Annotated in this window: 7 protein-coding genes and 1 pseudogene; 7 read left to right on the top strand and 1 reads right to left on the bottom strand. The window is 67.0% G+C overall.

Annotated elements, in window-relative coordinates:
* Positions 1–464: 464 nt before the first annotated feature.
* Positions 465–1,586: pseudogene (locus ACERZO_RS21025) on the bottom strand (IS701 family transposase).
* Between the two features lie 200 nt (positions 1,587–1,786).
* On the opposite strand from ACERZO_RS21025, the gene ACERZO_RS21020 reads away from it, so the two are divergent.
* From ACERZO_RS21020 to ACERZO_RS20990, 7 genes are all read left to right on the top strand, one after another.
* Positions 1,787–2,689, top strand: a complete 903-nt coding sequence (locus tag ACERZO_RS21020) for a DUF4231 domain-containing protein (RefSeq protein ID WP_372666411.1) — start codon at positions 1,787–1,789, stop codon at positions 2,687–2,689.
* A gap of 236 nt (positions 2,690–2,925) precedes the next feature.
* Entirely contained in the window at positions 2,926–4,773 is a 1,848-nt protein-coding gene (locus ACERZO_RS21015) for a toll/interleukin-1 receptor domain-containing protein (RefSeq protein WP_372666410.1), read from the top strand.
* Positions 4,773–7,637, top strand: coding sequence for an ATP-binding protein (locus ACERZO_RS21010; RefSeq protein WP_372666409.1), 2,865 nt, complete (start codon positions 4,773–4,775; stop codon positions 7,635–7,637). The genes ACERZO_RS21015 and ACERZO_RS21010 overlap by 1 nt, the downstream gene beginning before the upstream one ends.
* Before the next feature lie 44 nt (positions 7,638–7,681).
* Positions 7,682–9,166: a radical SAM protein gene (locus ACERZO_RS21005; protein WP_372666408.1), complete on the top strand. Its 1,485-nt coding sequence runs from the start codon at positions 7,682–7,684 to the stop codon at positions 9,164–9,166.
* 874 nt (positions 9,167–10,040) lie between these two features.
* Positions 10,041–11,204 (top strand): hypothetical protein, encoded by a 1,164-nt coding sequence (locus ACERZO_RS21000; protein ID WP_372666407.1) that lies wholly within the window; start codon positions 10,041–10,043, stop codon positions 11,202–11,204.
* Positions 11,205–11,359: 155 nt separating this feature from the next.
* Positions 11,360–12,478: an MsnO8 family LLM class oxidoreductase gene (locus ACERZO_RS20995; protein WP_372666406.1), complete on the top strand. Its 1,119-nt coding sequence runs from the start codon at positions 11,360–11,362 to the stop codon at positions 12,476–12,478.
* An 18-nt stretch (positions 12,479–12,496) separates the two neighbouring features.
* Complete coding sequence (locus ACERZO_RS20990; RefSeq protein ID WP_372666405.1) at positions 12,497–13,669, top strand: LLM class flavin-dependent oxidoreductase; 1,173 nt, start codon at positions 12,497–12,499, stop codon at positions 13,667–13,669.
* Positions 13,670–13,676: the final 7 nt, after the last annotated feature.

The raw sequence follows: 13,676 nt of genomic DNA, 5'->3' as shown, positions 1-13,676 counted from the left end.
ACTTGCCTACCAAACAGCAGCTCAGCTGGCTAACGCACCTGCAATAGCCTGACCTCACTCACCAACCCTGTCCGCCCAAAAGGGGCAAGCTCACGCTACATTTAGTAGCTCTTGATCAATGAGTTGTGGTCGCCGGGCCTGACGTGACTGATGCCCAAGTCAAAAGCTTGATCCGAGGCACGTGTCACCGGACCTGGTGGCATCGGCAGATCGCTGGTTGTAATAGGGCCATCAGGAGCAAGATCTCGATGCGGCTTGACAACTACGTGCGACGGACCCGGGCCTAGTACTGCAACGGCAGTTAAGTGAGTGAGAGTACCCGCGTCGTTTGTAGTGGCCGAGGCGGGCTTGGTGTTGTCGTCGGCGGCGCCAGCGGGACCAGGCCCAGATGTGGTCGGCGGCGTCGGCGACACGCAGGACGAGTTTGGTGAGCAGGCGCCGGATCTCCGGTAGCGTGAATCCGATCATGCCCGCCTCGGCGGCGCCAGTTCCCCTTTTACGACAAGGGATCGGGAGACAGCGAGCCAGGCGTGGGCGAGCATCGACAGGGTGATGTGGGCATACCACGCCCGCCGCGACCGGACCTGATACTGATCCAACCCGGCCTCGTTCTTGGCCTGCTGAAAGCACTCCTCAATCCGCCACCGACTGCCGGCGGTCCAGGCCAGGTCCAGTAGCGTCGCGCGGCGGGGTCCGTAGCAGACGTAGTAGGCGATCTCCGTCGGATCGGTGATCGAGCGGCGGGCAAGCACCCAGTGACCCCGCCCGGCCTACCAGCCGATCTGGATCGGCACCCGCGCCCAGTCATACTCCCGCGGCCCATGTGCTCCGGCACCGACCGAGAGCCGCCGCCACGACCGGGCCGGCAGGTCCGCGATCAGCTCGTCGGCGCGGGCCTCGCGGCCGCCGGTGGTGACCAAGGTGTCGTTGACCTTGGTCACCAGTACGTGCGCGGCATCGTGGGCTTCCAGCCACAACCGCAAAGACTTGACCTGCCCATACGCTTCATCGGCGGTCACCCACGCGAACGGCACTTTCGCGGCGAACGCCCGCGCCAGCATCGCCATGGCCTGGCGCGGCTTCGTCTCGAACTCGGTGCCCTCCGGAATCCCCGCCCGCCGGCACCGATCCGGGTCGGCGATCCACGGCTCGGGCAGATACAGCTCCCGATCGATCAGCGCATGCCCGCCAGCCGAGGCATAGGCCAGGAACGTCCCGATCTGGCAGTTCTCGATCCGCCCGGCGGTTCCCGAATACTGCCGCTGCACACCGGCCGAGCGGATGCCCTTCTTCAGGAACCCGGTGTCGTCCACGATCAGCACCCCACCCGGCTCACCGAGATGCTCGACCACGTCGTCGCGGACACCGTCGATGTCCCAGTCCGCCCAGCGCAGGAGCCGCTGCATACCGTCCGGGGACACCTCACCGGCCTGCTCGGCCAGCGTCCAACCGTTCTTCCGCTCCAACCCTGCGACCAGCCCGGACATGTACTCCCGCGCCCTCGCACGCGGCTCCGACCGCGTGAACCGGCCCGCGATCCGCTCATGCACCCAGTCCAGCTGCCCCATCACCACATCGACCACCACAACGATGATCTACCACAACACCACTAACTGCCGTTGCAGTACTAGTCCTGGTCGGCGACACCGACATCGCCTCCCAGCGTCGGTCGAGGCGGCGAACTAGCAACACAGTTCACCTCACGACTCAACAGCGGCAGAGCACGCGCCTTGATGATCGAAGGCCGTTGCGAGCACGTTCGAAACCGTTGCCGTTCCGTGACTCGATGAACAAGCCGTCGCGAAAAGATGACGCCATGACGTCCGAAGCGATCGCGCTGCTATGGGACCGGCAGAGCGTCTGGTCACAAGCCGCGAATCGGCTAAAGATCCGGATCTCCCGAGCCCGCGTTCTCGTACTCGTCCTGACCGTCGCCGGTGCCGTATTCGGCGCGGCGTCGGCAAGCCTAACGCAGTCTGCGGCGCGGGTTTGCGCCGCGGTGGCCGCCGTGGCACTGGCGCTGGCAGCGGTCGCTGCACGCGGCACCGCTTCCGGCATCGTCCGCGACTGGACTCGGGCGCGGTCAGTTTCGGAATCCTTGAAGTCAGACGTCTACACCTACCTCGCGGGTGCCGGCGCATTCCGCGGGCCAGATCGTGACGAGGCTGCCCTGCGCGAACTCACCGAGACGTCCGCTCTGGCCGGAGATCTTCTACGCCACACCACCGGAGTGGTACCGACGCCCCGGGATCTGCCGCCCGTCCGCGACGTAGAAACCTACACCACCGTGCGAGTGCGTGGTCAGTTAGACGACTACTACCGCCCGAAGTCACTGCTGATGGCCGCACGCGTTCGCCTCGCCCAGCGCTGCGAGACGGGCCTCGCTGCCGCAGCAGCCATACTCGCGTCACTTGCCGCCGCATTCCCGGGTATCTTGGCCGCGGCTTGGGTCGGAGTGCTGACCACGGTCACGACGGCGATCACCGCGCACGCCAGCGCCGCGCGGTACGCTTATCAGCAGGTCGAATTCACCAGAACGGCGGACGAACTTGAACGCCTGCTAGCGGAGCGAAGGACCAACCGCACCTCCGACGACAGATTCGTGGCCGAAGCAGAGCGAGTCATCTCGATCCAAAACGAAGGCTGGATGGCGAAGCTGGGCAGCGCCGCCCGGCCAGCGCAACAGTAGGATCGCGAAAGCGCACGAAAGATCACCGAATCGCCGTCAGTGAGCGGCCGACCGAGTGGATCCGAGTCGACGGTGGTCACAAGAACGTATACTGCGCGGGACCGCGTAACAGGAGCGAGACTGGCGACGACCTACTCGTGGATCGACTGGAACCTGTCGGCGGACGGAGGCAAGGTGGCCAGGCCAGGGGGAAACGACTCCGAGTCGACCGGTACCACGTACGTCGAGGTTGGCCGATGACGCGAATCTTCCTCAGTTTCACCCAAGCCGACAGGGAGATCGCGGATCGCCTTACCGAGGCCATGACGCAACGAGGCGCAGAGGTCTATAACTACGGCGATCACCCCGGTAAGCAGTTCGTCAAGGACACCCAAGCGGAGCTGGAACGAGCTGACTACTTCGTCGCTCTGATCTCCCCAGAAGCCGCACTGTCGGAATGGTGCAAGCTGGAACGACACACGGCCTACCACCGCCAGATCGAACTGAAAAGGCAATTCGTCTACGTCATCCAGGTCCGGCAAACCTCAAGGACCGGAACTGGTTTCCTTCGCAGTTCCGCCTGGCTCAACCTGCTCGAGCCGCAAACTTCGGAAAAGATCACCAAAGTGCTATCGGCGCTGGGCTTCGATAAGAATGGTGCGCCTGCGCCCGGTACCGGTTTGACGCCCTGGACGGTCTTCCGGAACCGGGAGAACGAGCTGAGCCGGCTCATCAACGCAATAACCACCGTCGGCACGCCCGATCTCTGGCTGATCGTGTCTCCGCCGAAACTGGGCAAGACCTGGTTCCTGCAGGAGGTTCTGCGACGCCGCGACACGATGGAGCCGCAATGTCGGACCCAGCTCGTCGACCTGCGCTCCCTACCGATCGGAGACCGCCACGACTGGGTCAAGCTCCTCTGCCAACTACTCGACATCCCCGACCCCCCATCGGCCACCTTCGACCACAGCGCCTGCGTGACCGCGGCCGCAGCGCTGGTCAAACGCGACTGCGCGCAGCTGTATCTGCTTGACAGCGCCGACCTACTCGACGAAGCCACCACGGTCAAGCTTCGTTCCGCGCTGACGGCCATTTACCGCTTGGTAAAACGCCGCAGCGGCGGGGGGACGCGGATGAGCCTAATCGTCGCGAGCCGGCGAAAGGAAGGCTGGAAGGGGGTGGGCGAGCGCGGCGCGATCCCCCTGGAACAGCTTCCCCTCGCGGAGTTCACCGAAGAGGTGGTCCGCCTCGCCGTGCACGAGCTGGCGAGCGGCCTGAATTCGGACGACCTCGACCGGTGGGCGGACGGGCTCTGCCGGCTCAGCGAGGGGCTACCTGCGGTGCTGGCCCAAGGCCTGCGCTGGGCGGAAGGTGACGCTTTCCTGGCCATCGAGGACTGCGAAGCCGCAACACCGGCGGTCTTCGACCAGGTCGCCCGCCCCTACATCAAGGACGACCTGCTGGCCACGGAGAGCCTGCTGCCCTTCGCTGGCGATGAACCAAAACGCCGGGTGGTGCTCGAGGCCGCGCTCAAGGTCGCCGTCCGGTACCGCCTGCTGACCCAGTCACATCTGCGGTATCATATCGAAAACGATGTCAGGTTCCAGCAGCAGCTCGAGGCCGCGAGCTGGACCCAGGTCGACCTCTGGCAAGCGATGGGCCAGACCGCGCTGCAGAACCGCCAAGTGCAAGAACCGTGGCAGGTGCTGCACCGGCCGATCAGGCGATTGCTTTACCACTACTACTACCCGGACGCCGAATCCCGCCATCGCAGTCACACGCAGGCGCGGGAGTTCTACGCGAAGTGGTCAGTTCGAGGCGCTGGGGCCGAGCAGGGCGCAATCCTGGTCGAGAGCCTCTGGCACGAGACCGCGAAGCTGATCCACGCCAGCGCGGACACGGTGCGAGACGAGCTTCCCCGGACCGCCGTGAAACTGGTCGAAGAATTCCGACGACCTGAGATTCTCGAGCCGTCCGAGTACCGCGACTACGTCACCGAACGGCTGCGGGCCGACGCTGAATTCGAAATGCTGGTCATGCCGTTCGACGGACTCTTCGAACGGGTTCTCAACGCGATCGCCGACACGATCACCGGAGGTTCCTGATGGACCCGGATTTCGGCACGTTCTACGTCCGGCGGTGGGAGGAGAACGAGGTTCTCGAGCAGGTCCGGTTGGTGCGCACAAGCAGCCGCAGCCGCGCAGTCCTACTCTACGGACCGGGCGGGGTGGGCAAAACGCGGATGGTGCGCGCGCTCGCCGCGCGCGACGGCGTCGATCCTGCGGTGCGCTGGATCCGGCCGATCGACATCGACGATTCGCAGTACTGGCTACTGGCGGGGCTCCAACGCACAATTGTGGCGAGCCTCGACCCGCAGCAGCGGTACTTCGCGGACTTCCTGGACCACACGACCCGGCTGCCAGGGTTGTCGGTCCAGCAGGTCGGCAAAGCCGCGATGGCCAGCCACCACCGCCGCAGCAACGAACTGTTCAGCCAAGGTTACGGGGACTACATCGCTTCGTCGGGGCAGATCGTCGTCATCACGCTGGACACCGTGGAAACCATGCGTAGCACGTTCCTGCTGGTCACCCTAGCCCAGTGGATGAAAGCACTGCCGGGCACGCTGTTCGTGCTGTCCGGCCGCCCGGCGTGGGGTTGGGAGACGCATGACCCGATCCGCGACCAGCTCGCGGTCCCTCCCGGCGCACTCGAGACGGCCGAGATCACCCTGGCCGGCTTCGACGAAGCCGACGCGCTCACCTTCCTCGATCGCAGCATCCTCGCGGATTCCTTGAGCCGAGGCCAGAAAAGCCGGCTGGTCGCGCTGACCGGCGGGCACCCCCTGTGGCTCGCACTCGCCGTCGACTACCTGCAACATTTCGACCCCCCTCCTGAGATGGCCGGGGACGACCAGGTGAGAGGCAAGCTGCGGGAAGCGTTCCGGCGCCGCCTGGTCACCCCGTACCGCAGCAGCGAGTTCTGGCCTGAAGCGATCAAGCGGCTGTCGGTAGTCCGACACAGCATCGACGAACAGCTCTGGCGGGCGCTCATGGCCGACCGCGAGCTGCCGCCCAACGCCGGAGGCTGGTCCAACGCATGGCAGCAGCTGCTGGCCCGCCCGTGGATCCGGCCGCGGGCGAACGAGCGGTATATCACGCTGCATGATGCGCTCGCCGAAGAGCTCGCGCACCGCCTGATCCCGTTACACGACCAAGACGAGAGCTGGCGCCGGCATCAGTGGAAAACGGCCGCGTCGAGTTACGAAAGCCTCTGCGACGCGGAATACTCCGAAGTCATCGAGGCGCAGACGCAGGTGTTCAAGGAGCCCGCGGCTAGCGCGCGCGTCCTGTTCGAGAAGGTGGCGCGGCTGGACGTCCGGAAACGGGAGCTGGACCAGCTGCGCGCGGCCGGGTTGTACTACCGGCTGCTGACCGACTTCGAAGCAGGGACCGCCCGGTTCACGACCGAGTTCGGCGCCGCCTCCAAGCGGGACGACGTACACTTCCAGGAGCTCGCCTGCCACGAGCTTGAGCGGTTCCTCCCACCGGCGACACCGCAACCGCCGTTGGAGGACGCCATCGGGGTGGTCGTCGACCGGTTTCGCGCCTGGCTCGTCGGCCAGCCGCAGCGCTACCTCGGGATCGGCCTGGATGTCGCCCGGTTCCTGCGGCAGGCCTCGCAGCCCGAGGCCGCGCTCGCGTTGCTGAGTCGACTGCCCGAGGCCGAGGCGGACACCCCGTTGAAGTACCGGCTCGCCAACGAGCGGGGCAACGCCTGGCTGGGCATCCCCGGCAAGGTCGAGCGGGCGCAGGAGTACTTCGACGAAGCACTGGCGTACGCCGGCGGACTCCCGTCGCCGCAACGGGAACACCTGCGGGCCCAGAGCTATAAGGAACTGGGGTTCTACTGCCGCAACCTCGGCAAGTGGCAGGAAGCCGATCAGTACTACCGCGATGCCTACGAGGTGATCGTCAAGCGCGCCGGGCCCGGCGCAACCGACCGAGACCGGGAGGAACTGGCGTCCATCCAGGCCAACTGGGCCTACCTCAAGGCGCTGCAGGGCAGCTACGACGAGGCCAGGAACTTGGTGGAGCCCGCGCTGGCCGTACGGCGGAAACTGGGGACCAAGCATGCCATCGCGGTGTCGCTGAGTGTCTCGGCGGAGGTCTACCGGTACGAGCGAAAGTTCAGCCGGGCCTGGGACCAGTATCGGCAGGCCGAAGGACTCTTCATCGAGCTGCACAGCGGTTCGTGGCTCGGGCTTGTCCACCAGGAAGAGGCCATTTGCCTGATGCAGGCCCACGAGGAAGGCTTGAACCTGGTCGAGAAGCCGATGGCGGACGCACGGCGGTTGATCTGCAGCGCGCTCGACATCTGCCGTGACTACGGCGTCCGCTGGTACCCGTCCGCGCTCAACCGGGCAGGCCGGATCTTCGGCGAAGACGACCCGGACGCGGGGCTGCGCCACCTCGACCACGCGATCGCCGAGGCCCGGCGGCTGGCCGACGGCTGGTTCCTGTCTGCCAGCTTGATCGAATACCTCGAACTGACCTATCGTGCCTGGTGCGAAACCGGCGAGGACAGATACCGCAGGCTCATCCACGCACGCGTCGAGGACGTCGCCCAGGCCATCCGAGACTACCAGTTCGACGATCTCGAAGCCCGCTGGCAACTGCTTCAAGGCCACCTCGAACTGCACGACTCGCTGACTGCGGACGGGTCGGAATCATTGCTCGACAATGCTCTCGACCACTATTCCAGGGGTTTCCTGATCCTCGCTGGCGCCCGTATCGGGTCCCACGGGGCGGCGGCGATAGCCGCCGAATTCGAACGATTCCACCAGTTGTTCGCCAAGTTGACGCCGGATGTGCAATCGGAGTGGTACACCCGGCTAAGAGAACGGTGGACGTCGCCGGAAACGAGCAGTAGATCCACGTCGTTACTGGCTCGACTGGAGCAGCTTTACTGACCCGGGTGCGCCCGGACGACTGCCGCCGTGGGAGGCTCACGCCCATGAATTCCACTGCCCACCGGGCACTCGCACTGTCCGCATCGGACATCGACGGTGCCCAGGAGCTGCTGGTCCGCAGCTGCGAGGACTGCGCGTGCCCGCCCTCCGGCGGCGAATCGGACCGCGTCGATTCGGAACCGGAACCAGATGGGCGACCGCTGGTCCGGACGGCAGGCGTACTGGAACTTGCGATCGACATCGAGCACGTCGCTCTGTTCAGCCCGGCCGGGAACGGCGGTGTCGTGGTGCTGAATACCGAGGGACGTGCCGTTTTCGATCACTTCACTCAACAGCACGCGTCGGCCAATACGGCCGACCTCGCGGGATCAGACACTGTGGTCCGGAAACTACTGGCGCATGACATATTACACCCTGCAGGCGCTCCACCACGGCAGGAATTCACCAAAAGTCGAGAATTGACGGCATGGCTGCACGTCACGAACAAATGTAACCTCCGCTGCCCATACTGTTACGTGCACAAGTCGAGTGAGTCCATGGACTCCGCCACAGCGCGCGACTCCGTCGACGCCCTGGTCAGGTCGGCGGCCAAGAACGGCTTCTCGGCACTTCGTCTTAAGTACGCCGGTGGCGAAGCGAGCCTGAACGCCAGCGTCTTGCTGGAACTCCACGAGTACGCCGCCGAACAGTGCGCCACTGCCGGCCTGAAGCTCAGCGCGGTGCTGTTGAGCAACGGCGTCGCAATTTCTCGGCGGCTGGCGCAGGAGCTGAAGCGACTGGACATCCGCGTGATGATCTCCCTGGACGGGATCGCTGAGGCCCACGACGCGCAGCGGCCCACCCTGACAGGGAAGCCGTCTTCGGCGCGAGTACTCCAGACGATCGCCAAGCTGTGCGGCGAGGGTGTGACCCCACACCTGTCGATCACGATCACGAGCCGCAACGTCGATGCTGTCGCCGAAGTTGTCCGGTTCAGCCTTGATCGCGACCTGACCTTCAGCTTCAACTTCTTTCGCGACAACGACTGCGCCGCTGCATTCACGGACCTCCAGTACGAGGAGCACGCCCTCCTGGATGGATTGCGCACTGCGTTCGCCGAGATCGAGCGGACGCTCCCTCGGTGGAGCGTGTTGGGGTCGATCCTCGATCGCGGCCAGCTCCTGCGGCCAAGAAAGCAGTCCTGCGGGGTCGGCGACGACTACGTGGTGATCGACCAGCGCGGCCGGATCGCCCAGTGCCACATGGAACTCGACGACGCCGCGGGAGACATCCGTAAAACGGATCCGGTCCTGGCTGTCCGCGATCCGGAGCGCAAGATCAAGAACCTCCTCGTGGACGAGAAACCAGGCTGCCGAGACTGCACGTGGAAAAACTGGTGCTCGGGCGGCTGCTCGGTAGCTACGTTCCGCGCCACCGGTCGCTTCGACCTGCGCTCTCCCAACTGCGGGATCTACCGTGCGATCTACCCGGAAGCGGTACGCCTTGAGGGATTGCGCCTCCTCAAGTACGCAGGACCCGATCCCGGCTGAGGGCTGACCGGGTCGCCGGAGGCGATCATGACTGTCTGCTCCACAGACGATCAATCAGACAGTAGAGCCCACACGGATGCAATCTCTCCATGCGCTGTTAGCCTCACGAAAGCAACATACAGTTACTAATTCGTTATCGCCAACTTGGCTGCTCCAATAACTCCGGAACGCAGCGAGTCTCAAGCCGTGCGGCCTGGTCTCGGTGCCTCGAGTGCGGAGTCCAGCTAAGAACTCTCCGGTTAACGCAACCAAGCCACTGCCAGCGCGCCGGACATCTGATCGATGGGTTACTAGCATGCAATCCGCTAGCGGCGCCGAACTTGCTGGCGATCGTTCGGCGACGGCGACCTGCACCAAACGACGCCGAAGCCTTCCCTTCGAGAAGGAACTAGACGCACGACCTGCACAACAACGCGCTTCACCTGGTCGATCCAGCCGCCACACTTCCCTGACACGGAAGAGGTCACTGGTTCAATCCCAGTATCGCGCACCACCTGAACTTGCAGGTCAGAAGCCCTGTCCCTCCCCGGAGGGGCAGGGCTTCAGTCGTCAGATGGCGATGGGCTCCGGACCCCGCTCCCCCGCACCGGACTCGTCCCGATCGATCCCGTCCCATGCCGGCCGCCAGGACCGGATCCGGCAGTTCGACCGCCGCCGCGGATGACCTTCCTAAGTGGACAGCACAACGCCACCAACCTCGTGTCCACAAGGGTTTCAGTCCGTCCCGTCTTCGGCCGGCCGCCGTCTGAGTGATGATCATCACTCACGGCTTCCTTTGTGGACCGTCCCCCAATCTCCTTCGGCGTACCCGCGATGGCCGATCGATGACCGGCCTGCCCGGAGGCGGCCTGGCGCCGCCGGGGATCATCTGTCCATGCCGACATCGTCACCTCGGGCTCGGACCCAGCGGACCGAACGCTGGTTCCTCCGGCGCGGAACCCCGACGATGATCGCCGGGTACAGCTTCACCGAACACATCCTGCCCCGGATGCTGCCCGCCCTCGCCTTCGTCATGCTCGCCAGCCTCGCCTGGCTCGTCCCGCTCAAGACCGCCGGCTCGGGCCGGTGGGTCCTGCTCGGCGTCGTCGTCGCGGTGACCGTCGCCGCCTGGGTGACGATCTCGTTGTTCGTCCGGCGCCTCCCCCGCTTCTCCCGCGGCTCGACCATCGCCATCCTCGCCGCCTACGCCGCCATGCCGGTCGCCGTCCCGCTGCTGCAGCTCGCCTTCGACGGCGCCATCACCCTCCCGGGCGCCCGCGCGCTGGGCGTTCTCGCCTTTCTCGTGTTCTTCGCCGCCGTCTTCGCGGCCACCTACCTCGCCACCACCTACGGCTTCGGCACCCTCCTGCGCCAAGCCATCCGGCAGGCGATCACCGACCTCCGCAACAGCGTCCAGGTCCTCGGCCGGGCGCTGCCGGTCCTGCTGTTCGTCACCCTGTTCCTCTTCTTCACCGGGGAGCTCTGGCAGCTGATGAACCAGCTCGACTGGTGGCGCCTCGCCCTGGTCGTCGCCCTGTTCGGCGCCGTCACCGTGCTCGCCGCGGCCGCCCGCCTACGGGAGGAGATCGGCCGCGTCGAACAGGACTTCAGCCCGCCCATGCTGACCGCCGCCTGCGCCGGCACGCCGCTGAGCGCGGTCACCCTCGACGGCCCGGTCCGGGCGGTCAGCCTCAACGGCCGCCAGAAACGCAACCTGCTGCTGATGCTCGCGACCCGCCAGCTCGTCCAGGCCGCGGTCATCGGCCTCGCCCTGTTCGCCTTCTTCGTCCTCCTCGGCGTGATCATCGTGACCCCCGCCGCGGCCGAACAGTGGATCGGCACGACGCCGGCGATCTCGCCGCTGCTGCCCGGCGTCCCGGTCGCCCTGCTGCGCAACGCCACCCTGCTCGCCGGGTTCGGCAGCATGTACTTCGCCGTCACGTCGATGAGCGACACCGAGCATCGCAAGCAGTTCTTCGCCCCTCTCATCGACGAGATCGAACGCACCCTCGCGGTCCGCGCCGTCTACCTCACCCTCCACGAGGACACCGTCTCGTAGACGACCGCGCCCACATCGTGAACACGAGTGCGGTGCGGCCTCGGCTCGGGCTAGCTGTGGAGTACCGAGCCCGGGAGGCTACGAGCTGTTCCGGCGGCTGTGGCGCGAGGACAAGGTCACCGTCGAGCCGGGTGGCCCGCCTGAAAGGACCGCTCATGCCCGAAGTCCCCTTGTCCGTACTCGACCTCGTCCCGATCAGCTCCGGCGCCACCGTCACCGACGCCGTCCGCAACACCGTCGATCTCGCGCAGCAGGCCGAACGCTTCGGCTACCACCGCTACTGGTTCGCCGAACACCACCTCAACCCCGGCGTCGCCGGCGCGTCCCCGCCGATCCTCATCGCCCTCGTCGCCGGCGCCACCGAACGCATCCGCCTCGGGTCCGCCGGCGTCCAGCTCGCCCACCGCACCCCGCTGGCCACCGTCGAAGAGTTCGGCCTCATCGAGGCGCTGCACCCCGGACGGCTGGACCTCGGGCTCGGCCGCAGCTGCAAACAGCTCGTCCGTGAATACGCTGCCGCGGCCGCCCGGCCCACCGCACCGGCCCAAGCCGCGAACGGCCTGCTCATCCCACCGAAACCCGACTTCAGCGGCCTGGCCCGGTCGGCCCGGATCGGCGTCACCTTCGGGCTGCTGCAGCAACCCGGCGCCGAATCCCCCGACTACGGCGAGCAGGTCGACGACATCCTCGCCCTGCTCCGCGGCACCTACCGCTCCGCCGACGACGTCGAAGCCCACGCCGTACCCGGCGAAGGCACCCGGCCGCAGATCTGGATCCTCGGCAGCAGCGGCGGGCAGAGCGCGTCCGTGGCCGGGCGCAACTCCCTGCGGTTCGCCGCGAACTACCACGTCAGCCCCTCCAGCGTGCTCGAAGCCGTCGACGCCTACCGGGCGGCGTTCCAGCCGTCGGACGCGCTCCCGAAGCCCCACGTCGCCGTGTCGGCCGACGTCGTCGTCGCCGAAGACGACGCCACCGCCCGGAAACTGGCCTCCGGCTACGGCTTGTGGGTGCGCAGCATCCGCCGCGCCGAAGGTGCGATCCCCTTCCCCACGCCCGAAGAAGCCGCCGCCCACGAGTGGACGGACGAAGACCGCGCACTGGTCGCCGACCGCGTCGACACCCAGTTCGCCGGCTCGCCCGCCACGGTCACCGCCCGGCTGCGGCAGCTGCAGGACGCGACCGGCGCGGACGAGCTCGTCATCACGACCATCACCCACGACCACGCCGACCGGGTGCGGTCCTACGAGCTGCTCGCCGAGCACTGGAACCGCTGAGGCGAAGGGAGAACCGCGATGACGCTGCACCTGGCCGCCGCCCTCGACGGCGCGGGCTGGCACCCGGCCGCCTGGCGGGCCCCGGACGCCCGGCCCGCCGAGCTGTTCACCGCCGGCTACTGGACCGGCCAAGTGGCCGAAGCCGAGCGCGGCCTGCTCGACTTCGTGACCATCGAAGACTCCCTCGCCCCGCAGTCCGGCCGGCTCGACGGGCCGGACGAGCGCACCGACGAAGTCCGCGGCCGGCTGGACGCGGTCCTGGTCGCCGCCCGCGTCGCGCCGCACACCCGGCACCTCGGGCTCGTCCCGACCGCCGTGGTCACGCACACCGAGCCATTCCACCTGAGCAAGGCGATCGCCACGCTCGACTACGTCAGCTCGGGCCGCGCCGGGGTCCGCGTCCGCGTGTCGGGCAGCCCGAGCGAAGCCGCCCACTTCGGCCGCCGCGAGTTCCCCGGATTCCGGCTGCCCGCACCCGGCGATTTCCCTGCTCACTTCGTGGACCTGTTCGACGAAGCCGCGGACTACGTCGAAGTGCTGCGGAGGCTCTGGGACAGCTGGGAGGACGACGCGGTGATCCGGGACGTCGCGACCGGCCGGTTCATCGACCGCAACAAGCTGCACTACATCGACTTCGAGGGCCGCTGGTTCTCGGTCAAGGGCCCGGCCATCACGCCACGGCCACCGCAGGGCCAGCCGTTGGTGACCGCGCTCGCGCACGCCACGGTCCCCTACCGCCTCGCGGCCCGGGCCGCCGACGTCGTCTACGTGACGCCGCACGACCGCGAGCACGCCGAGGTGATCGTCGGCGAGGTCCGCGCCGAGCAGGAAGCCGCCGGGCGGACGCACGACCCGCTGCACGTCTTCGCCGATCTCGTCGTCTTCCTCGGGGACGACGCGGCCGAGCGGAAAGCCCGGCTGGACGACCTGGCCGGTGCCGAATACCAGTCCGACGCCGACGTCTTCGCGGGGACGCCCGCGCAACTGGCCGATCGGCTCCTCGACTGGCACGAGGCCGGGCTCTCCGGCTTCCGGCTGCGCCCCGGCGCGGTGCCGCACGACCTCACCGCGATCACTCGCGGCCTGGTCCCGGAACTGCAGCGGCGCGGTGCCTTCCGCCGCGAGTACGAGGCCTCGACCCTGCGCGGGCTGCTCGGGCTCGCCCGCCCCGTGAACCGCTACGCCGCCTGAGGAGCCA

This window comes from Amycolatopsis kentuckyensis (assembly GCF_041679295.1).
In the GTDB taxonomy this organism is placed as follows: Bacteria; Actinomycetota; Actinomycetes; order Mycobacteriales; family Pseudonocardiaceae; genus Amycolatopsis; species Amycolatopsis kentuckyensis_A.
The sequence above is the reverse complement of the archived record's forward strand: the minus strand, read 5'-3'. Positions and strand labels throughout refer to the sequence as shown.